Origin of the sequence: Microcoleus sp. N9_B4, from assembly GCF_036701635.1 — a bacterium.
Classification (GTDB): domain Bacteria; phylum Cyanobacteriota; class Cyanobacteriia; order Cyanobacteriales; family Microcoleaceae; genus Microcoleus.
In genome coordinates this window covers 148,366-168,971 of record NZ_JAUBRC010000001.1, presented here as the reverse complement: position 1 = coordinate 168,971, position 20,606 = coordinate 148,366, and the positions used below count along the sequence as shown (strand labels likewise).

Genomic DNA, 20,606 nt, shown 5'->3' with positions numbered 1-20,606 from the left:
GATGTAATCCTCGTCACAAAATTTTTCCGTAATGCTTTGATCGTCAACTGTATATTGTGAGAGAATAGAAGAACCAAGGAGGTGATGTTGATTGCTACACAAGGCTATCCAAGTTCGTTTGTATCCTACCCACAATCAACAAATACAGGTAGCTTCAACTTTTGGGTGTGCGCGTTGGTGGTCTAATTATGGTCAAAATCAATCAATTGAAGTTTATAAAAAAACTGGTAAAAGACTTAGCTGCTCCGGGTTCAACACACTTTTACCTGCTCTAAAAAAAACCGATGGAAGTATATGCTTAGGTGAGTTTTACAGCAATTTTTTGCAATTTACTACGCTCAACTCAACCACTGCCTACAATTTTTTTTTGGATGGATTTGCTGGGTTTTATAAGTTCCCATCTCAAGATAAAAAACAGTTTTTTCAGTATCCTCAAAACGTGAAAATTGTAGCGGGTAATAGAATTTTCCGGTATAGGGAAATAACTAAGCCCAAAATAAATAGATATAGATTAAGTGAGGGTAAAATTCATAATTCAATTATTAGTAAAAAATATTCAGGAAAATATCTGGCATCTATACTGACTGAAATCAAAGCTGAGAACCAGACAACAAAGGAAGGTAGGATTGCGGGCAGTGATTTAGTATTGAAATACTTTGCTATTGTCCCTGATGATGAAAAAGTATCTAAATATGACTTTAATGCTAAGCATTTTGCCAAGCACGAGAAGAATTGGAAGCGCAAGCAGCAAAAGTTTACAGACCAGCAGCAAAGAAGTAATTATGAATACAAATATAGAAAAGCTGTTGTCAAGGTAGGGGAACGGTTTAGGAATTCGTGGCAATATTTTATACATAAACTTAGTTATAAGTTGGTCAGCGATCGGCTCGCGGACATAGTAGAAAAGTTTTATTTCTGGGACATGATTCGCAATCACAATTTGGTCAAAGCAAGATCGGATGAGGTTTTGGAAAGTTTTACCAACTTCTTAGCCTACAAGTTGGAACGCAAAGGCGGGAACTTAGTCGAGATTGATAGAGGGGTTTCCAGTTCAAAACTCTGTTCTCATTGTTTCTATCAAATGACCGAGATGCCATTAGATATGAGGGAAGGGACTTGTCCTCACTGTGCTACCGATCGCGATCGGGAGCGGGACGCAGCGATAAAGATAAAAGCAGAAGGTATCAAAATACTAAAGGCGGAAGGTTCAGTCGTTTCTGCTTTAAGATGCGAGGTAAGACCAAAGGTTGGACGAAAGTCTCAGCTAAGGCACTCGCCTATGAGTACAGAAGCCCCTACTATATTCGGTACTACGATTTAGCGGTGGGTAGTTCACTTGGTTGCACGGAAGCAGCGCTCCTATGGTTAATAGTTTGGCGGAATGCACGATGGACGAACAGCGTCGCAAAACTGATGTTAATATGCTCCAAGTGCTGCTGGAAAATCCTGGCGACTCAGGAATAGATTTGATTTTGAGTACGAACCCAAAGTCGATCGACTTTGGGTTCGTGCAAACGCTTTATGTGGAAGAAGTGGCACTGACGCGAGAAAGCTTGCTGAAAGCTGCAAAATTTTTCCAAAGGGCGATCGCACCCTTAGAATCTGCAAAAGGGAATTCTAAATTGCCCGCAACCGGGGCAGCATATCTGGCTTTTTTAGCAGAAGTATTACAGGCAGTGGCGCCTAGCGCTGATTCGCAGCACCTGTACTCGCTGCTGAGAAACAATTTAGATAAACTCGACCAGAATTTCGTACAACTGCTGCGCTGCTGGGCAACTTTGGTGTTTTCTGCTGCCAAAGAATCCGAGAGAAGGCGGATTGCAGCCCTGATCGGCAATCTGAGCAACAAAATTGGGCGGTTTCCCCTCGGCAGCAAGGCTAATAACTTGGAAATCGAAATTGCCGGTTACGAAACAGTTGCTAAGGTGTTTACCCGCAAAGACTTTCCCCAAGAATGGGCGGTGATGCAAAACAATCTGGGCAACGCTTATAGCGATCGTCCCAAAGGTGATAAGGCTCAAAATATCGAACAGGCAATCGCTTGCTTTGAAAATGCTCTAAAAGTACGCACTCCCGAACATTACCCGGAACAGTGGGCGACGCTGCAGAATAATCTGGGCAACGCTTACAGCGAGCGTCTCAGGGGAGATCCGCCAGACAATCTAGAACACGCGATCGCCTGCTATCAAAACGCGCTGCGAGTTCGCAGCCGGGAGGCTTTCGGGCAAGAGTGGGCGAGCACTCAAAACAATCTCGGCCGTGCTTACAGTCGGCGACTGCAGGGCAACCGAGCCCAAAATCTGGAACTGGCAGTCGCTTGCTACCAAAATGCTTTGCAAGTCTACAACCGCAAGGTGTTTCCCCGGCGTTGGGCCACAACTCAAAATAATTTGGCAAATGCTTACTGTGAGTTGCTGCGGGGCAACCGAGCTGAAAATCTCGAATACGCGGTTACGTGCTATCAGAGAGCTTTGCAGGTTCGGACTCGGGAAGCTTTTCCGCAGCAGTGGGCGACGACTCAAAGGAATTTGGGCCGGGTGTTTGTCGATCGCATCAAAGGCGATCCGGTGGAAAATTTGGAAATGGCGATCGCCTGCTATCAAAATGCTTTACAAGTCTACACCCGCATCAAATTTCCTGAAGCCTGGGCTTCGATCCAAACTTATCTCGGTAGGATCTACAGTCGGCGGGTGAAAGGGGAAAAAGCCGAAAATATGGAAATGGCGATCGCCTGCTATCAAAATGCTTTGCTGTTTTGCAACCGCCAAAAATCTCCAGAACGCTGGGCAATGCTGTGTGCCTACCTCGGCCGCGCTTTCTGCGAACACCTGAAAGGGGAAAAAAACCGCAACCTCAAAAGCGCGATCGCCTGCTATCAAAATGCGGGCGAAGTCTACACCAGGCAGGCATATCCCAACCGCTGGGCAATGCTGCAAATTTATCTCGGTAGGGCTTATTCGCAACTGACGGAGGCGGAAAAATTGTCCCACATGGAAAGCGCGATCGGCTGCTATCACAGTGCCTGTCAAGTCTACACTCGCGAAACCTATCCTCACCGCTGGGCTGAAATTTTATTTTATTTGGGTCAAGCTTACCGAGTTCGAGGCGACTTGCTTCGCGCCTACGGGGTTTTTACTGCTGCTGTCGATACTGTGGAATTCTTGCGTTGCGAAGTTGGGGTTGATACAGTCGATTTTGGCGATTCCCTACGGGATAGCTACGCTTCACGGACGAGTACCGCAAAAGTCAAATTAACCCGCACCTGGGCTGGACTCTATAAATGCCTGGTGCAAGTTTGCCTGGAACTCGGCGCCAGCCTACCTGAATATTACGCTAAGGCTCTGGAATACGCCGAACGCCACAAAAATCGGAATTTGGTAGAACTGCTGGTTAAATGCCACTTGACTCCGAAAGCCGAAATTCCTGCAGCGGTGCGAAGCGAGTTGGAGTCGCTGCAACTGGAAATAGCGGGGGAACAGCGGCACCAAGAACAGGCAGAACCTGAGCCCAACACGACCTTGATTTCTGAGGGCGATAGCCAAGGTTTGAACAGCGGTTCTCTACTGCCGAACATGAACTTCATGCACTTAAATCAATTGTGGAAGCAGTTTGATAGGTTGATTGCGCGGGAGGTACAGGCAAACGACCCTTTCTTCAGCCTAGCTCACAAAGTTGAACCGATCGCTTTCGAGCAAATTCGCCAATTGTTGCCTGATGCCAATTGCGCTGCTGTGGTGTGGGCGAGTTTGGGCGAGTTGCTGGTTGCTTTTGTGGTGGTAAAGAGTGCACAATATCCCGCCGTTCACCTGTGTTCGCCGGAAAATGCTTTGGCAGCCGAAAGTTGGGGCCAGGAGTACCTCACCGCTTATTCAGAACAAAAAGGTCGCTGGATCAATCATCTCCAGACTCGCCTCAAACGCTTGGCGACGATGCTGGAAATCGATCGAGTGGTGGCGCTGATTCCCGATAATTGCGATCGGCTGATTTTTGTGCCCCACCGATTTTTGCACGCTTTGCCACTCCACGCTTTGCCTTTGGCGGGGAGAGACGGGTTTGAGGACGGTGGGGGAATTTTTAGGTCTGGGTGGAGCGATCGCAGCGGTTTTGATGTGGAAACCTACAGCCTTTCGGATTTTTCTCAAAGTTCGTCTTTTGGCGACGTTGCAGCGCCTGCTGCTTCTTTGATCGATCGATTTACCGGAGGAATTCGCTATGCTCCTAGCTGTCAGCTATTGCTGTTGAGACAAAGTGCACACGGAGCGGCTATTGGTCGGTACAGACCCGGTTTGCAGCACCTTTTGGCAATTCCAACTTTCACCAGAGATGCGTTCTACAGCAACATTGAAATTGGCACTATTTCCCAGTATTTTGCCAGTACAGAAGTTGTGCGCCATAAGCCGGCAATTAAAGAGGCTTTTTCCCAAGAAATGTCTGCGAATAATGGGGATTTTCCCCAGCAAATAGGGCAGTTGCAGCAGAAAAAATGCGCTCATTTTGCTTGTTTTAGTTTGCTTAATTTGGCTTGGCCACTGAAATCCGCAGTCTTTTTGAGGAATGATTCTCTGAGTTTGGAGGAAATTTTTAATCTGGATTTTAGACAATATTTTTTAGTTACTTTATCGGGTTGCGAAATTGCCGCTGGCGGAGTTAGCGGTGCTGGAGGAGATTTTGTGGGTTTGTCGGCGGGTTTGTTGTATGCTGGCACGTCTAGTGTGGTTAGCAGTCTTTGGAAGGTGAATGATGTTTCTACCCTGCTGCTGACGAGCAAGTTTTATGAAAATCTGGGACGGTTTTCTCGGTTGCAGGTGGGAGATGTGGCGATCGCGCTGGGGGACGCTCAAAGGTGGCTGCGGGATTTGACTGGCGAGGAATTGGAGGTGTTGCTGGCGGATTTTCAACCTCAAATTTCGCAAATGTTCGATCGGCTTTCTCAAAGTTCTCGCCTGATTGCGGAGGCTTCTTTGCAGCAAATTCGCAACCGCAAACCCTATCCTTTTGCCAATCCTTATTATTGGGCGGCTTTTACTGCGACTGGGGTTTAGTGATTAGTCATTAGTCATTAGTCAACAGTCAACAGTCAACAGTCAACAGTCAACAGTTATTAGTCATTAGTTATTAGTTATTAGTTATTAGTCATTTAAAAACCCGACACTGACAACTTATTTAAAATTGTCAGTGTCGGGTAAAAATTCAACAAATTACAGCAAAAATTTAGGATTTTTTGCCGAAAATTTGTTCTTTCAAGGCTTGAATTTCTTGACCTAATTGTTGCCGATTGGACGATCGCAGCAAATAGCGGTAGACAAACCACCCGGTGTATCCGATACCAATTAGCTCGAATGTGGGTGCTAGCAGGGGGATGTCGTTGAGTTCGTCTACTATGCCCAAAAGCACTTTCAAAGAGATAATCGAGGCTACAATTACACCGATAACAGTCAGGGGACTTTTGTACTGTTCGTAAAAGCTGCCGATGTAAGCGGGAAACTCGGACAAAATTGAGATAATTTGTTCTTTGATCTGCTGGACCTGACTTGGCGGTTCTTCGGTAATTATGACTTTTGTTGTACCGCTTGAACTGTCTGCTTCATTTTCGGCAGGAATTTCGGTGATGATAACGGTTGTTTCTGGTTCGTTTGATGAAGTCATTTCTCCACTCGCAATAGTTTTTTGCTGGTTGGCTGCAGGTATTTCAACTGCTGCTGCGGCTGTTTCAACTGCCGAAATATCGACTGCTGAAACCTCGGTGCCGACTGTTTCCACAGGCGATATTTCGACTGCTGAAACCTCTGTTTCGGCTGTTTCCACAGGCGATATTTCGACTGCTGAAACCTCCGTTCCGGGTGTTTCCACAGGCGGTATTTCGACTGTTTCCACAGGCGATATTTCGACTGCTGTCACCTCGGCCGCTGCTGTTTCCACAGTCGGTGTTTCGACTGCTGGCTGTTCTGTAGCAGGAGTTTCGGCGACTGTTTCTGCGTTTGGTTGTTCTGAAGTAGGAGTTTCGGCCGCCACACCAACACCAGGCAAATTCAAGTTGCTAATGGCATCAAGCAAACGGGTTTTAGCCGTTCCTCGCTGGTGAAGGATTACCCAAGATTCTATCAGGTCGGGGCCGTGCATTGCACCTGTCAGAGCGGCTCTGAGCGATCGCATAATTAGCCCTTTGTTAAGATTTTTCTCTTTACTGAGCTTTTTAGTGATTTTCTGAGCTTCCGCTGATGTCAGGGATGAATGACTTTCCATCGCTTCTACAACTGCTTGTAAAGCCTGTGCAGCCCCTGGTTGCTGCAACTGTGCGAGTGCTTCTTCTTCGTATTCCACCGTGGTGGAGAAGAATACCTTACACATATCCACAGCATCGGTTAAGCGAACGAGACTCGGGCCGATTAAAGCAGCTATTTGTTCGAGCCAGGGGCGATCGGCCTCCAAGTCAAACTCATAACCGCCTTTCTGCCACCAATAAGGTATCAGCAAATCTGTCAATTGCGGCACTGGCATTTTGTGCAGGTATTGACTGTTTAGCCAATTGAGTTTATCCCAATCAAATTTTGCACCAGCTTTGTTGACTCGATAGAATGTAAATAATTCTGCTGCTTCCGACAGTGTAAATATTTCCTGCGTTGAATCCGGCGGAGTCCAGCCCAACAAAGTCATGTAATTAACTAAAGCTTCGGGCAGGTAGCCCATATCTTTGAAGTCAGAAATCGAGGTTACGCCGTCACGTTTAGAAAGCTTTTGCCCTTGCGTGTTTAAAATCAGTGGCGTGTGGGCAAATTCTGGGATTGTCGCGCCCAAAGCTTCGTAGAGCAATATTTGTTTCGGAGTATTGCCGATGTGATCTTCGCCACGAATGACGTGGGTGATGCCCATGTCGATGTCATCGACAACTACTGCGAGGTTGTAGAGGGGTTGGCCGATGACGCCGCCGCTGGATGCACGGGCAATCACCATATCGCCGCCGAGGTCGCTACCTTTCCAGGTTACGGTGTCGCGTACCATGTCGTTCCAAGCGATCGTGCGATCGTCGTCAATGATAAACCGAATCACAGCTTGTCGCCCTTCGCCTTCAAAAGCTGCGCGCTGTTTGCTTGTCAAGTTGCGGTGCCGGTTGTCGTAGCGGGGGGCTTGTTTGTTGGCTTTTTGTGCTTCCCGCATTTCGTCGAGTTCTTCCGACGTGGTGTAGCAGCGGTAGGCGAGTCCATTGTCGAGAAGGGTTTGGACTGCTTGGCGGTATATTTCCAGACGCTGTGACTGAAAACTCGGGCCTTCGTCCCAGTTCATACCCAGCCAGGTGAGTCCTTCGAGGATGTTATCGGTGTATTCGCTTTTAGAACGTTCTACGTCTGTGTCTTCTACCCGCAGGATGAATGTGCCGCCTTGGTTGCGGGCAAACAGCCAGTTGAATACGGCGGTTCTGGCAGTACCGATGTGTAGGTTTCCGGTGGGACTGGGGGCTAGACGGACTCTGACATTCATGTAGATTTTTGCTTTTAGATTGGGGGCGATTTGCTGGTTGGGGGAATAGCTGATGTTTAAGACTTTAAATTTTATTATATTTGGTTGCCGAATTAACAGTTGTGCTTGGCAGGTGCTTTGCCTCGATTTGGTTGATATTCGACTATCGGGCTATCGGGCGAAAGTCTCCGGCAACTCAGCAGAGGGCATCTTGATGATAATAGCTTGCGGGTGGCCAAGAGTGGATTCACCTTTGGGACTATTTTTCACACCACAAATAACTGCTTTAGGAGTACCCAAGGCGCACCTGATAAGTATTTATCCTTGTAAAATGTTTGTGTGCGATCGACGACATTAAAATATATTTCCCTATGTCTGCTGCTAAAACTGAGTTTTCCGAATCTGTTGCACCCTCACCCGAGTCTGCTGCGCCTGCTTGGCAGATTGAGTTGCTGTACGACGGTGAATGTCCTCTGTGCGTGCGGGAGGTTAATTTCTTGAAAAAACGCGACGCGGGGCGAGGTTTAGTGTCGTTTGTGGATATCGCGGATGATGGCTACAACCCGGAGGCCCACGGCGGAATCGACTACGAAACGGCGATGGGTCGGATTCACGCGATATTACCCGACGGTACGGCAATTAAAAATGTGGAGGTTTTTCGTCGCACCTACGAGATTTTAGGGATGGGCTGGGTTTATGCTGTGACTAAGTTACCAGTGATCGGGGCGATCGCCAATTGGCTGTACGGAATTTGGGCAGACTGGCGGCTGATGTTGACGGGAAGGCCGGATTTAGCAACAATTATGAGCGATCGAACTCAGCGGATCGAGTGCGAAAGTCAGGGCCGCTGCCAACCCAACTCAAAATGAGTCATATTTAATAAGTGCGATCGACCTATCAGAAGATGTCAGCAGAAACAGACTGCAACTAACATTAAAGATGGACTACTATTAAAGGTCAAAAAAAATGCAAGATGCAGGCTATACAGTCTTCATGGGCTTCGGTGGTCTCTGGATAGTTATGGGAATTGCCGCTGTGATTTTCTTGTTCAAATCGGACGGTCAAAAACTTAGGTTTGGCAAATGGGGACTGCTTGTTGCGATTCCGATTCTCGTGCCCATCGTCCTGGTTTTGACATATCAGATCGCCCGACCCTTTATTTCCTCACACCTTTGATCGCTGCTGGGAGTCGATCGTCCGTGGGAGAAAGGAATTAGTTAAATTAAGTTTAGTATTATTGCTCATTTTCGGGCGATCGCAACTGCTCGATCGCCCATTGACGCAAAGACCTAATTATGGCATTGTCATCTTGAGTTTCTGCCATCTGCAAGAATTGATTGAGCATTGCTACAGAAAGGATGGGAAATGTCGGACTGCGATCGCAGGTAATATATTCCCGATTTTGCAATTGATAAATTTGTACAGTTTGTCCCCGATACCGCCAAACTTCAGGGATTTCTAGCTGTGTGTAAACTACAAATCGATTAGAAGAAGAACTGGTAATATCAACTTCAATTACCAAGTCTGGGGGAGGATCGGTTGAGATGTCCAGCCTTCTCCCTAGAATGCGATCGACATTTTGGATATAAAAACATGAATCTGGTTCTGCACCTTGTTCTAAATCTTCACGGTTGAGAGTCGTCGAACCAAATCCCTTAATCTTCAAGTCCAACTCCTCACTCAAAGCTGTAACAATCCGTTTGAGCAAACAGTTAATAGTTTCATGCAAGTCTGATGGCATGATTATTTCTAAGACTCCTTGAGAATAAGAAAACCGCGAGGCTCTCTTGTCTCCGGCTTCTGTTAACAAGCTTTGGTAAGTATGCCAACTGATATTAGATAATACCACCCGTTGCGTCGTTTTTTCTGGGGAGGAGTTAATGAGGGTAACTGTCAAACTTCCCTCCTCCTTACTTAATTCATAAAATACCAAAACCCTAAAATTTTTATTTTAGAACTTCTACTTTCGAGGGAACGGGACAGACGGGGCTCGAACCCGCAACTTCCGCCGTGACAGGGCGGTGCTCTAACCAATTGAACTACTGTCCCTCGTTTTGCCGTTTTTTCAGGCACAATTTCTATTATGCCTATAACTTCACCTTTTGTCAAGAGGTTTTTTGAACTTTTATTTGGAAGCCCAAAATTTGAGTCTCTTGCAGGGGACTGAAGTTGTTGTCGCTCACCAAAATCAGACCTCTGCTAGCATCCGCCAGCGCGGGGCCAAATGTCAACCCCTCAATGTTGTCTAGGGGAATTTTCAGGGTTTCCAAATCCAGCAGCAGGCGTTTTTGAGCGGGAGAAACCTCGCCCAGACGGCTTTTGAGGCTTTCGAGTGCTTCAATACGATCGCCCTTTTCCAGAGAAATCTCAAATAGTTTAACAGTAACTCCGGTTTCCAGGGAGAAAGCACGCTCTAAACTCAGCAAGCGGTTGTCGTCGATCGCCACCAAATCCACTAAACCGTTGCTAGTTAATTTTCCCACAGGATTTGCACCAGCGGGTAGCGGTTCGGTGATGTAGAGAAACGACGCTTCTGGATTGCCACTCACCGCATCGTAGCGCAAAATCCGGCACGGACTCCCGGTTTCCAGGGAAGGTACGGCGCCATCTTGAACCAAGGCGTTTTCGGTAGCTGTAAATAGGTATTTGCGATCGGGCGTTAAAGTTAAACTTTCAAATGATAGATTGTTGCGGATGCCTTTAGTGCCTTTGTCATCCGGCAAAAATAGTTCTGGAATTGCTAGCGTTTTCAGCAGTTTACCATCAAGGGAGAACTCTTTGATAAAAGGATTTATTTGGCGATCGGCATCTCCCTCAGAAGAAACAAACACGCTATTGCCAGTAAAAGCTATCCCTTCCGGATCTAAACTTAATTCAGGAAAACTTTTGCCGTTTTCATCTAATAAAGTAGTGACACCAGTAAAAGTAATTTGCTCTTTTTCCAGTTTACCAGATTGCAAGTTAATTTTGAGAGTATAGAAGCGCGCCGGAGCCTTGCTGCTGCGGTCATCAGAAATGGCATAATAAACTTGTTTGTCGGCATCATAACTAATGCCCGAAAGTCCGCCAATTTCCGTCCCCTGAAACGGAGAACCTGTAGGAAATATTGCCCTGCCGATAAAATCTATTTTCGTAACAGCGAAAGATTGAGCTGATTGATTTACCCAAATAGCAACAGTTGCTGCAATCAAAAAACAGACAATAAATATACTTGCTTTTGCTAGCTTTCGCATTTTACCAATAAATACATTATTACCTATCTTCCTCTTCCCTTTCTTCCTTCGCGCCTTCGCGGTTCATTAAATTTCAAAATCACGGCTCATGATTCAGCAAAAAATTGGTTAACCAATCTTTAACCACATAAGTAGCGCGACAGTCGTCCTCATTGTAGCGGACGATCGCCTCCAAGAGCGATCGATCGCCAGTTTTGAGCCAATCGTCGTACCAGCAGACGCACTGAGCACCATTAGCCTTAGCATCTCGCCAGTCAAAACCCAGCCAGCGGGCAATTGGTTTGAGTGCGTAACTTTCCACCGGCATAATAGCCTTTTGCGTCACTTGTTTGTGAATATCTACAAACCGTTTCAGCACAGGTTTCCACAAATAAGCAGGAGTATTGTAAAGTTTAGCCAGTCGCTTAAAAGTCTTGACTTCGTAGTCGCAAAAATGGAAAATCGGAGCAATAGGATAAGCCCACATTAATTCTAAAAATTGCTGCCAGATTGCACCTTCCTCTGCTGCTGATTCTGCTAAAAAACCGTGAAATTTTTCCGTATTGTTGTACCTGTCAACAACTAAGACTCCGTGGAGGTAATCTAAGTTTAACTCTGGTTCTGCTTCAATATCAAAGTAGAGTTCGATTGGGGCGATCGGCAAAAAGACTGATTGAGAATAGGGAATTGGTTTCTTGCGGAGAATTGGCGCAGGTATAGAAGATATCGCAGGTTTATTTTCTCTAATTTTTACTTCCTCAACTGCGATGTGATTCAAGATATTGTCTACAATATCTGGTACTATTTCAGATGAGTTAAGTTCTTCTGAATTCTCATTTCTACCTTCTTCTCGATTGTTAATCCGTGTATCCGTGTCAAAATCCGTGTCGTGCCTTCCTTCTTCCCTTCTTCCTTCTTCCTTATTCCTTCTTCCTTCTTCCCGCAACAGCGGTTGATTTAGCAAGTGCGATTGAGCTTGCTGCACCACATCAAAAGCAACTCTGTCGGGGAATTCTGGATACTCAGCCAGCAGTGCGGAACTAGCATTAGCGAGAGCTTCAACATCAGTAATTTCGAGAGTTTTTAGTCTAGCATAGCGGCTGGCAGTAACTCCCGGCAATAACGAAAGATGTTTAATAGATTCGGCTTCGGCGTGACAGAGAGTATACCAACCGCAAAGATTGCACTTTTGCCGGGAAATGAACACCTCTGGTTTATCCCGATTTTCTATCATCTGAATGCAGTTGTCTAAAATCTCGAACATCTGAGGATTTCGCTGGTCGAGATTTACCTGCCACAGCCCTTTTTTTCGCAGCATCAGCCACGCAGTATCGGGCATTGTTTCCTGTACGGAAGCTAAAACTTGGGCGTGAAAAGCTGCGATAATTTGATACTCTTGTTTTGGTCGCTTGCTAAGCCAAATATCCGCAGTAATATAACTCCAATCGCCAAATTTTGATTGTCCCGGCTGTTTGATTAATAAATGGGGGCGGCTGATCAGGGTAATGTTTGAAGAGTGCAGATTGGAGGATGAAATATCAACGGGAGTTTCGGGGATTTCGCCAAATTCTGGGAAATATTGACTGTCAATTCCTACCAGAGAAGTTGTTGCGCCGTTGGTTTTGCCGAATTCGCCCTGGATCAGAACTCCTCGGTAAATGCGATCGACCCCTTGCTGCATTAAACTCAATGTAGCGGCCGCGCCGGCTTCCCAATCCCCTCTAGGATAATATGGTTGTTGGTAAGTCTCGTTTTCCAAAGCTTGCTGCTGGTATGTGGCGCTGTCGCGCATCAGTTTCAGCAGAAAGTCGCTGGGGGGATCTAGTTGTTTCCAGTCTCCGCAGGTGTCTAAAAATGCTCGGAGATGGCATCGCTGATAGGAAAGTAGCAGTTTGTCAGTTATTAACATTTAGTATTCGCAAGGCATAGAATAATTAGAAGGAAAGCACGACACGGATGTGGACACGGATACACGGATTGATTATTTAGCTTGAGGCAAAAATCAAAGGATAGAAAGTTAACACCATCAGTTATTCAATATTAACGTTATCAATAATTACAAAAAAAAAATGACAAAGGACAATCACCGGCAACAATTCCCTGCTTTGGCCAATAAAGCTTATTTTAACTACGGCGGACAAGGGCCGCTGCCTGAGCCTGCTTTAGAGGCGATTTATGAGGCTTACAAACGGGTGCAGCTTGGGGGGCCGTTTTCGGGGGAGGTGGGGGCTTGGGTGGTTCAGGAGGCGATGCTGACGCGACGTGCGATCGCATCTGAGTTGACCGTGCCTCCTGAAACGATCGCCCTGACTGAAGATGTCACCGTCGGCTGCAATATTGCGCTGTGGGGCATTGACTGGAAAGCAGGCGACCATTTGCTGCTTTCTGATTGCGAACACCCCGGCATTGTAGCTAGTGTAATGGAACTTCAGCGCCGTTTCAACATTGAGGTTTCGGTTTGTCCGTTGGCGGCTACTTTGAATGAAGGCGATCCGGTGGCGGTGATTGCTGATAGTTTGCGGCCAAATACTCGGTTGTTGGTTATCAGTCACATTTTGTGGAATACTGGCCAAGTTTTGCCTCTGGCTGAGATTGTGAAAGTGTGTCATGAACCCCCCCTAACCCCCCCTTGCCAAGGGGGGGGACAAGAGGAGTTTTCCCTGGTTCAATCCGAGGGGGAAACAGATATAAAACCCCCCCTAACCCCCCCTTGCCAAGGGGGGGGACAAGAGAGTTTTCATGCTAAAAGTCGCAAAGTTAGAGTATTAGTTGATGCGGCTCAATCGGTGGGGGTTTTGCCTTTGGATTTGATTGAATCGGGGGTTGATTTTTATGCTTTTACTGGTCACAAATGGTGGTGTGGCCCGGAAGGTTTGGGGGGGCTTTATGTGAGTGCGGAAGCTTTGGCAGATTTGCATCCGGTGTTTATCGGTTGGCGGGGAATTGTGACGGATGCTAATGCTAAAGTCCTTGGGTGGAAGCCTGGGGCACAGCGCTATGAAATTGCGACTTCTGCTTATCCTTTGTATGGGGGTTTGCGGAGTGCGATCGCCCTGCAACATGAATGGGGTACGATCGAGGAAAGGTATGCAGAAATTTGCCGTTTGAGTAAGTATCTCTGGGAGGGTTTGTCGGAACTTCCCGATGTGGAATGTTTGCGGAAATTGGCGCCGGAAGCTGGTTTAGTGTCGTTTCGATTAACTAACGGGATGCCGCACAACAAGCTGGTCAATTTGTTGGAGAAACAGGGAATTATGGTGCGGACTATTCTTAATCCTGATTGTGTGCGGGCTTGTGTTCACTATTTTACAACTGAGGCGGAGATTGATAGGTTGGTTGAGGGTATTTTGCGTCAAGTTAGTTAAAAATTCCTGATAAGAGTCGGCGGTTAAAACCGCCACCACACAAATCAAGATACTTATGTTACAATAGTCATATTGAAAAAATATTTTTGATGTGTGCTAAGCAAAGACGTGAAAATTATTTGGGATTAATCGCAGAGGAAAATCAACCATGAATTTAGAGCAAGCAGTTTTAGATAAGTTGCGGGAATTGCCACCAGAGAGGCAGCAAGAAGTTTTAGATTTTGCTGAGTTTCTTCAACAAAAAAGTATTGTCAAACGACCGCTAAAAAGCGTCAAAGGAATGTGGGCTCATTTAGATATCGATATCACGGAAGAAGATATTGCTCAAGCTAGAAAAGAAATGTGGAAAGATTTTCCGAGAGAGGATATTTAATGACAGCCGTTGTAGCCGACACTCATACAATTATCTGGTATTTGCGGGAGACTGCTCGATTGTCGCCCGCAGCAATGACTGCTTTGGACGCAGCATTGGCTGGAGGCTATTCGATTTATGTGCCGGCGATTTCTGTGGTAGAATTAGGATATTTAGTGGAAAGATATCGATTGCCCGAAGAAGCATTCGATCAGTTAATCAATGCTTTATCCGATCCTGGGACTGGGTTAGCTATCGCGCCTTTGGATTTAATAACAGCACAAAATCTGCGTCAGATTCCCCGCGATGTGGTGCCAGATATGCCAGACAGGATTATTGCGGCTACTGCTTTATCTTTGAGTCTTCCGTTAGTCACCCGCGACGCGAAAATTCAAGCGTTAACTACGATTCAGACAATTTGGTGAGTATGAATCGAATAGTAGCGAAATATTTCTTGTGCCTTTTGAGAGAGAGCAGTAAATCAACCATTGCGATCGGGAAGTTTTCATTTGAGTAAAACTTTAGCATCGGCAGTTATTCATTTTCAGCAAGCCACAGCTCGATTTCTTCTCGGTTGTGCTCGTAATAATTCGCAACTGCTTGCAAATCTTGAAGGGTGAGCCCTGGATAATTATAGAGAAGTTCGGCTTCAGTTGCGCCCTGTTGTTGGTAGGCGATAATCGTCCAGACGGGAATGCGGGTATCGCGAATTCGCGCTGCACCGCCACAAATTCCTGGAGTTTTGTGAATGGGATGTTGAAGGGTTTGGACGAATTGCAGCGTTTGTGCTAGCAAGTCATCCGGCAGTGTTTCAATGGTTTGGAGAAGTTGTTCTTTGATGGTCATAATCGATATCCAGATGCAATAGCGGTTTACACATTGGCAGCTTCAATAATTTGCTCAGCAGCAATAGATGCGTCTATTTCCTGACAGTGGGCCGCATAAAAAGCGAAGACATGGTTCACTTGAGCTTCACTTAAATCATACTCAGCGGCAATTTGGTTTGGCGAAAAACCCCATTTCTGGGCTGCAACTACTACTGTTTGTACCCGCAAGCGAGTGCCGCGCAAAACGGGAACGAGTTCGCCGCTAGCGCCCCGCACATAGGTAATTTCAGGAAAAGTGCGATCGTCATTCCGCTGGTTGAGGGTAGCGACTTTTTCGGCTACAGCCCAGAGGATAAACTGATCGAAGGAAATGCCTTGGAGTGTTGCCAATTTTTCAGCTTCTTGCTGTAGCTGAACGGGTAAGTTTAAGGCGTAGGATGTCATTGATATAACTTCCGTTTGCTAAGAGAATTGCAGATGGGGCGGTGGTTGAGTTTAACAGTGTCTAAATTTTTCAAATCTTGGAAAAACTTTAGTTTTCATCTTAGCGCAATATCTCTAGGGGGTGTTGCGTAATTCCTAAGAATTCATACCTGCTTGTAAAAAAGTCGATCGCCCTTTCCCTAAAAACACCAAAGGACGATCGACTTTTCCGTCAATTAATGACTGTGCCCGCTATCGCTATGAGGATGCCCGTGCCCTTCATGAGAATGCGTGTGCTCGCGGTTCGCCACAGCCAAACTCGGATTAACAGCCACCGCACTTTCACTCAACAACGCTTCAATCTGCGGATTTGCCCACTCTGCTGCAATTTTTTCGTTGTATTGCTGCCATTTACCTCTAGGAAAACTCCCAACAGCAAAATCAAAAAATCCATGTTCCATAGAGAATATGCCACCGCGTTCATACATTATGATTAGAGGTTCGTAGGGTTCAGGTAAAGTAAATTCACTAACTTTTGGTAAATTTTTCACCCGATCCCAATGGAGGAACCACTCGCAGGTTTTCTCAATTATACCCGCCACATAAAACGGTGTCTCTGTGAAATGAGTCTTAAGCACTTTAACCTTAGTATCATCGGCACATTCTAAAGGGCAGATATGAGCAGCCACATCAAAAAACGGCCATTCATCTGTACAATCTAAAGCCTTTGCCCACAGTGCGGCACGCCTCAAGTATTCTCGCAAAAGGGTAATATGAGAGTTAACGCGACTATCGTCAGGCTCCCATTTAATTGCTAAAATTCGCTCTAGTGCAGTATCAGTAATTGTTTTTGCAGTCATATTTTTTCTCTAATAGCTTTAAGCAACTCATCAAGATTTGAGAGGTTGTCAGCAAGCATCAGTTCTTCCGCTGACTTACCTATTATATTAACCCAGTGGGAAAATGGGTTGGGCCTCCCAATATTGGGAGCTATATCGTGTGCTCCGAAATGCTCTGGGGTGGGCCAGTTGCCAAAACCGCATATTGGATGCTCTGTCCAAGCTTCAGGCGATCGATAAGGAAGTCCATCAGCCATTAGTGCTTGCTCTATGTACTCGTGGGCTATCAACCGCTTAAACTTGATAAGTTCTCTCGGTTGTAGCTCACCATTTTTTGCACTTATCCATAAGTCAGCAATCTCACCATCAGGTGTAAAATTAGCTCGGACACGGCTAATAGTATTTGTCTCGTCATTTGGAATATCAAGCTCGTGTTCCTTGATAAATATGTGTTCTTTGACTTGGCGGATAATTTGTTCAGAAATCTCTAGATAATTAGCAATTTTATATACATCATCCGTCATGGCGATAATTTCTGCATATTGACGGATTTCTTTCTGATTAGCATCCCCAAAATACTGTGGCACTATCCAATACCATTCTCATTACCTAACGAATCCCATTGTACTTGACAAACGATAAGTATCTATTTTGAAGATATCTGATGGCGGTAAATTGCACTCTACAGCACTGATAAAAAAGTCGATCGCCCTTTCCCTAAAAACACCAAAGGTCGATCGCCCTTTTCGCCCAAATTTCGACCTACGCACCCCAACAAAAGAAACCGGGTTTTTCACTAAATCTGCCATTTCCATGCAGTATCTTCGCAAAAAACCCGGTTTCTGAGCTCTCAGGCCCAAGTCCTATTAGTGACTGTGCCCGTGCCCGCCGTGAGAATGCCCGTGATCGCCATGAGAATGCCCGTGATCACCATGAGAATGCCCGTGATCACCATGAGAATGCCCGTGCCCTTCATGAGAATGCCCGTGCTCGCGGTGCGCGGAAGCCAAACTCGGATTAACAGCAACCGCAGTCTCACTCAACAACGCTTCAATCTGCGGATTTGCCCACTCGGCCGCCATTTTCAGAAACTCTGGACGGTCGTTAACGCAAGGCAATTTGCGGTAAGTTACTCCCTTACGCTGTTTCTGCAAAGACTCAATAACATGGTCAACATCTAACAAAGTTTCGTGATTTTCCGTCGCAAATCCGATCGGCATAAACACGATCGCAGTTGCACCCAGATCGATCAAATTCTTCGCAGCCAACGTCGCATCCGGCTGAGTCCATTCAATCAGCGGCGTGTCGTGGTTCAGCCAACCCACCGAAATCAAAGGATAGCGGTGCATCAAACGTTCACGCACGCGATCGTACAAAGCTTGACTTTCCACAATTCCCGAAGTAAAGCCCTTCGCCTTGTGCGGACAACCGTGATTCATCAGCACAATCCCAATCTGAGAAGGCAAATGCGCTACAGCTAAATCGTTCTTAATTTCCTCTTCAACCAAATCCGCCATTAGCTGGATGTAAGCCGGTTCATCGTAAAAAGAAGGAATGTAGCGCTGTCCTTTTACCCAATGTTCTTTGCCATCAAAGGTTTGTGCTAAAGCTTTATTCACCTGTTCGACAGCAATGCCACTGGTGAAAACAGAATCAACTACCAACAGCGGATAAATCAGAATTTTGTCAAATCCTTCTGCTTTAATTTGCGGAATTACTTGTTCCGGCAAAAACGGCGCGCAAAAGTTAAAAGCTTTGAACACTTTTACTTTATCGCCCCATTTCTCCTGTAAATTCTTTTCAATCCCAGCGCGCTGCTGTTCAAAAATTGCATTGTGCGGCGAAACGAATTGACCGTGTTGGTGACTCCACTCGTGCAAGTCAAAGATTGCTAAAATCTTCGCCAGCGGCGGATAAATCCAAAGCGGTACTGGCGCAAACTTTGCCGTAAGCAAATTTAAAGCTTGTTCGTTGTAGTTGGCAAAATCGTCGTAGCTTTCGACTTCGCCGTAACCCATCAGCAATACAGCAACGCGATCGTTACTTGCGGGTGCTGCAGATGTTTTGTACTCGATTTTTTCTGGAGAAGCAACCACTTTGTATTCCTCAATTTTATTTATTCTAAGAGATCCAAGCAGGATGAAGGGTGAATCTGAGATTTTTCATTGTTTGCGATCGCAGGACTGACGTGCGCGGGGCTGATTCCCGGTTTCTTCGCCCATACTTCCCGGTCAAACCTCTTATTTATCCTAGAAACCGGATTGATGGGCATCAGTCCTAAGTAGGTTTTTTAACCAAGAATTTCTTGATGGTACCAGCCACGTGATTTATCCGTGGAATCAATCCCAAATCGAAAATCCTCAAGAAAGAGCATTTATCCGTGGGGTCAATCTAAAATCTAAAATCTAAAATCGATTGACCCTGACCCGAAATTCGTAGGGCAGCTAAGCTGGCAGGCCTCTAATTTTCACAATCCTGTTTCTTTTAGCTTTTGTGGGCCGGGCTTCGACGCCGCCACAAAAGTTAAATCTAAATACAGAACTGCTTAAAACTAGAATCAGGCTTTGCTAAGCTTGACAGGGAATGGGGCCGGGGGGGATAAGTTTTATGTTTTCTTAAGACTCCCTCACCTTGCCTCAGATTAAAGCGGTTTGGAGCGTTCCCAGCATTTAACTTGGGGGGATACTCTTCAAACTTGACTCTATTATAAGTTTAACACCCTATCCCCTGGGGTAGTATATGATATAGTAGGTATATGATAAAGTTATGTTGCGAACTATATTAACTTTCTTGACGAACTATGAGACTGGTAATTTGCCCCGGAGTTCACGAACCAAAGCTAACCGACTGTTTCCTAGCGGGACTTTCGGGGCTTTGGGGAGTGGCAGCCGATCGCCAAAACCAGCAAATAGTCGATCGTGTCAAGATTTTTCCCGCTCATAAATATCCACCTTTCTCAGCTCTTGACATATTGCACTTTTTGTGCAGTCAAGAGTTAGCAGGAGAAAGTCTAGTATTTGTCAGCTTTTCGGCAGGAGTAGCCGGGGCGATCGGGGCGGCTTGGATGTGGCAGCAACTCGGCGGCAAAGTCGGGGCATTTTTTGCCTTAGACGGTTGGGGAGTACCTCTAGCGGGCAATTTTCCCATCCACCGAATCAGCCACGATCGCTTTACGCACTGGAGTTCGGCAATTCTCGGTGGCGGTGGAGAGAGTTTTTATGCAGATCCCGCGATCGAACATTTGGATTTATGGCGAGATCCCCAAACGGCAAAAGGCTGGCACGTCAGCCAAACCGCTGCCGGGATTGAGACTGTCGCACCCACAACCGCAGCAAAATTTTTAGTCCACCTATTGAAACAATACGGAGTCCAATCAGTTGTTTAATCTTAATTTAGTATCATCAGCGATCGCACCTATTGCCACCATCGCCAGCCTCGACAATTCTGTCACTTCAGCCACAACAAACACCATCAAACAGTGGTTGATATTTGGTGCCTCAGCATTTTTAGTCTCAATTCCAGTATTCGTGCAAGCACCGTTAGTGCGTTTATATCCAACCATCAGTTTGCTATCAACTATTCCCTGGTTCGTTCTGAGTTTAATTCTAATTTTCCGCCCCAAAACCCAACTTTGGGGAGATTTATTATTAGGATTTGCCGGATGCTGGCTGGCAGGTTCTATCTATTGGGGCTGGTTCAGATGGGAACCAATTTTACATCTACCTATAGAATCAATTGGCTTACCTTTTGCTATTTGGTGCTTGGGCAAATCTTGGGGAAAAGTGGGCAGCTATTTTTACTTGGGTTCCCTATTCGGTACTGCCATTACTGATTTATATTTTTATTTAACAGGTTTGATGCCCTACTGGCGACAAGTGATGCACGCGGAACCGGAATTAGCAATGCCGATTTTTCAAAGTGCGATCGGTCAAATTGAAACTCCTTGGGGCATAGGCTGTGCTTTAGTTTTAATCGCTGTGTTGCTAACAGTCGGTTTGCTGAGTTTGCGCGATCGAGAACTGCACTGGCGCGCTTTCAGCGGCGCTGTGTTAAGCACGCTTTTAGTAGACGGCTTGTTTTGGCTAGCTGCTTCTGCTGCTTAAGATTTATGATTAGTTTTTATGTTGGTAATT

18 protein-coding genes, 1 tRNA gene and 1 pseudogene are annotated in these 20,606 nt (G+C 46.0%); 8 read left to right on the top strand and 12 right to left on the bottom strand.

The genetic code is table 11. The annotated features are described in order from the left end of the window. Positions 1-91: 91 nt before the first annotated feature. Both QUA43_RS00720 and QUA43_RS00715 read left to right on the top strand, forming a co-directional pair. Positions 92-1,321 (top strand): transposase, encoded by a 1,230-nt coding sequence (locus QUA43_RS00720; RefSeq protein ID WP_333370154.1) that lies wholly within the window; start codon positions 92-94, stop codon positions 1,319-1,321. Between the two features lie 40 nt (positions 1,322-1,361). Next, positions 1,362-5,042, top strand: a complete 3,681-nt coding sequence (locus QUA43_RS00715) for a CHAT domain-containing tetratricopeptide repeat protein (protein WP_333370152.1) — start codon at positions 1,362-1,364, stop codon at positions 5,040-5,042. Positions 5,043-5,211: 169 nt separating this feature from the next. On the opposite strand, the gene QUA43_RS00710 is transcribed toward QUA43_RS00715, so the two are convergent. Together QUA43_RS00710 and gltX are read right to left on the bottom strand one after the other, a co-directional pair. Then, the gene (locus QUA43_RS00710) at positions 5,212-5,646 is read right to left on the bottom strand and encodes a CAAD domain-containing protein (protein ID WP_333370341.1); all 435 of its coding nucleotides are present in this window, start codon (positions 5,644-5,646) and stop codon (positions 5,212-5,214) included. Positions 5,647-6,033: 387 nt separating this feature from the next. Then, positions 6,034-7,476: pseudogene (gene gltX, locus QUA43_RS00705) on the bottom strand (glutamate--tRNA ligase); the annotation flags it as partial. Positions 7,477-7,826: 350 nt separating this feature from the next. On the opposite strand from gltX, the gene QUA43_RS00700 reads away from it, so the two are divergent. Further along, a complete protein-coding gene (locus tag QUA43_RS00700) occupies positions 7,827-8,324 on the top strand; it encodes a DUF393 domain-containing protein (RefSeq protein WP_333370150.1) in 498 nt (165 codons plus the stop codon). A 365-nt stretch (positions 8,325-8,689) separates the two neighbouring features. Here QUA43_RS00700 and QUA43_RS00695 read toward each other — a convergent pair whose 3' ends face one another. The 4 genes from QUA43_RS00695 to QUA43_RS00680 form a co-directional block, all read right to left on the bottom strand. Next, positions 8,690-9,352 carry a Uma2 family endonuclease gene (locus tag QUA43_RS00695; protein ID WP_333370148.1) on the bottom strand — a complete coding sequence of 221 codons (663 nt, stop codon included), beginning with the start codon at positions 9,350-9,352 and terminating at the stop codon, positions 8,690-8,692. A 78-nt stretch (positions 9,353-9,430) separates the two neighbouring features. Continuing rightward, positions 9,431-9,504, bottom strand: a tRNA-Asp gene (locus tag QUA43_RS00690). 56 nt (positions 9,505-9,560) lie between these two features. Next, positions 9,561-10,688, bottom strand: a complete 1,128-nt coding sequence (locus QUA43_RS00685) for an esterase-like activity of phytase family protein (protein ID WP_333370146.1) — start codon at positions 10,686-10,688, stop codon at positions 9,561-9,563. 79 nt (positions 10,689-10,767) lie between these two features. Beyond that, entirely contained in the window at positions 10,768-12,576 is a 1,809-nt protein-coding gene (locus QUA43_RS00680; RefSeq protein WP_333370144.1) for a TM0106 family RecB-like putative nuclease, read from the bottom strand. 160 nt (positions 12,577-12,736) lie between these two features. Between QUA43_RS00680 and QUA43_RS00675 the strand changes: the two genes are divergently transcribed. The 3 genes from QUA43_RS00675 (at position 12,737) to QUA43_RS00665 (ending at position 14,809) form a co-directional block, all read left to right on the top strand. Continuing rightward, positions 12,737-14,032 (top strand): aminotransferase class V-fold PLP-dependent enzyme, encoded by a 1,296-nt coding sequence (locus tag QUA43_RS00675; RefSeq protein WP_333370142.1) that lies wholly within the window; start codon positions 12,737-12,739, stop codon positions 14,030-14,032. Between the two features lie 148 nt (positions 14,033-14,180). Continuing rightward, entirely contained in the window at positions 14,181-14,405 is a 225-nt protein-coding gene (locus QUA43_RS00670; protein WP_333370140.1) for a DUF2281 domain-containing protein, read from the top strand. Beyond that, the gene (locus tag QUA43_RS00665) at positions 14,405-14,809 is read left to right on the top strand and encodes a type II toxin-antitoxin system VapC family toxin (RefSeq protein ID WP_333370138.1); all 405 of its coding nucleotides are present in this window, start codon (positions 14,405-14,407) and stop codon (positions 14,807-14,809) included. The genes QUA43_RS00670 and QUA43_RS00665 overlap by 1 nt, the downstream gene beginning before the upstream one ends. 109 nt (positions 14,810-14,918) lie before the next feature. On the opposite strand, the gene QUA43_RS00660 is transcribed toward QUA43_RS00665, so the two are convergent. The 6 genes from QUA43_RS00660 to QUA43_RS00635 form a co-directional block, all read right to left on the bottom strand. Further along, positions 14,919-15,230, bottom strand: a complete 312-nt coding sequence (locus tag QUA43_RS00660) for a DUF433 domain-containing protein (protein ID WP_333161745.1) — start codon at positions 15,228-15,230, stop codon at positions 14,919-14,921. 26 nt (positions 15,231-15,256) lie between these two features. Then, positions 15,257-15,655, bottom strand: a complete 399-nt coding sequence (locus QUA43_RS00655) for a DUF433 domain-containing protein (protein WP_333370136.1) — start codon at positions 15,653-15,655, stop codon at positions 15,257-15,259. Between the two features lie 215 nt (positions 15,656-15,870). Beyond that, entirely contained in the window at positions 15,871-16,494 is a 624-nt protein-coding gene (locus QUA43_RS00650; protein WP_333370134.1) for a hypothetical protein, read from the bottom strand. Further along, positions 16,491-17,060 carry a hypothetical protein gene (locus QUA43_RS00645; RefSeq protein WP_333370132.1) on the bottom strand — a complete coding sequence of 190 codons (570 nt, stop codon included), beginning with the start codon at positions 17,058-17,060 and terminating at the stop codon, positions 16,491-16,493. Before QUA43_RS00645 ends, QUA43_RS00650 begins: the two co-directional genes overlap by 4 nt. A gap of 18 nt (positions 17,061-17,078) precedes the next feature. Further along, complete coding sequence (locus tag QUA43_RS00640; RefSeq protein WP_333370130.1) at positions 17,079-17,282, bottom strand: hypothetical protein; 204 nt, start codon at positions 17,280-17,282, stop codon at positions 17,079-17,081. Positions 17,283-17,339: 57 nt separating this feature from the next. Further along, a complete protein-coding gene (locus QUA43_RS00635) occupies positions 17,340-18,569 on the bottom strand; it encodes a ferrochelatase (RefSeq protein ID WP_333370128.1) in 1,230 nt (409 codons plus the stop codon). A 704-nt stretch (positions 18,570-19,273) separates the two neighbouring features. Here QUA43_RS00635 and QUA43_RS00630 point away from each other — a divergent pair. Beyond that, positions 19,274-19,858, top strand: a complete 585-nt coding sequence (locus tag QUA43_RS00630) for a hypothetical protein (RefSeq protein WP_333370126.1) — start codon at positions 19,274-19,276, stop codon at positions 19,856-19,858. Next, on the top strand, positions 19,851-20,576 hold the full coding sequence (locus QUA43_RS00625) for a DUF3120 domain-containing protein (protein WP_333370124.1): 726 nt from the start codon (positions 19,851-19,853) through the stop codon (positions 20,574-20,576). Before QUA43_RS00630 ends, QUA43_RS00625 begins: the two co-directional genes overlap by 8 nt. The last annotated feature ends 30 nt before the right edge of the window (positions 20,577-20,606 follow it).

What these genes read in the sequence shown, in the direction of transcription:
- QUA43_RS00630 (WP_333370126.1), top strand. Translation starts at nt 19,274, where the DNA reads ATGAGACTGGTAATTTGCCCCGGAGTTCACGAACCAAAGCTAACCGAC.
- QUA43_RS00680 (WP_333370144.1), bottom strand. Translation starts at nt 12,576, where the DNA reads ATGTTAATAACTGACAAACTGCTACTTTCCTATCAGCGATGCCATCTC.
- QUA43_RS00685 (WP_333370146.1), bottom strand. Translation starts at nt 10,688, where the DNA reads ATGCGAAAGCTAGCAAAAGCAAGTATATTTATTGTCTGTTTTTTGATT.
- QUA43_RS00660 (WP_333161745.1), bottom strand. Translation starts at nt 15,230, where the DNA reads ATGACCATCAAAGAACAACTTCTCCAAACCATTGAAACACTGCCGGAT.
- QUA43_RS00675 (WP_333370142.1), top strand. Translation starts at nt 12,737, where the DNA reads ATGACAAAGGACAATCACCGGCAACAATTCCCTGCTTTGGCCAATAAA.
- QUA43_RS00665 (WP_333370138.1), top strand. Translation starts at nt 14,405, where the DNA reads ATGACAGCCGTTGTAGCCGACACTCATACAATTATCTGGTATTTGCGG.
- QUA43_RS00670 (WP_333370140.1), top strand. Translation starts at nt 14,181, where the DNA reads ATGAATTTAGAGCAAGCAGTTTTAGATAAGTTGCGGGAATTGCCACCA.
- QUA43_RS00710 (WP_333370341.1), bottom strand. Translation starts at nt 5,646, where the DNA reads ATGACTTCATCAAACGAACCAGAAACAACCGTTATCATCACCGAAATT.
- QUA43_RS00650 (WP_333370134.1), bottom strand. Translation starts at nt 16,494, where the DNA reads ATGACTGCAAAAACAATTACTGATACTGCACTAGAGCGAATTTTAGCA.
- QUA43_RS00655 (WP_333370136.1), bottom strand. Translation starts at nt 15,655, where the DNA reads ATGACATCCTACGCCTTAAACTTACCCGTTCAGCTACAGCAAGAAGCT.
- QUA43_RS00715 (WP_333370152.1), top strand. Translation starts at nt 1,362, where the DNA reads ATGGTTAATAGTTTGGCGGAATGCACGATGGACGAACAGCGTCGCAAA.
- QUA43_RS00700 (WP_333370150.1), top strand. Translation starts at nt 7,827, where the DNA reads ATGTCTGCTGCTAAAACTGAGTTTTCCGAATCTGTTGCACCCTCACCC.
- QUA43_RS00640 (WP_333370130.1), bottom strand. Translation starts at nt 17,282, where the DNA reads ATGGCAGATTTAGTGAAAAACCCGGTTTCTTTTGTTGGGGTGCGTAGG.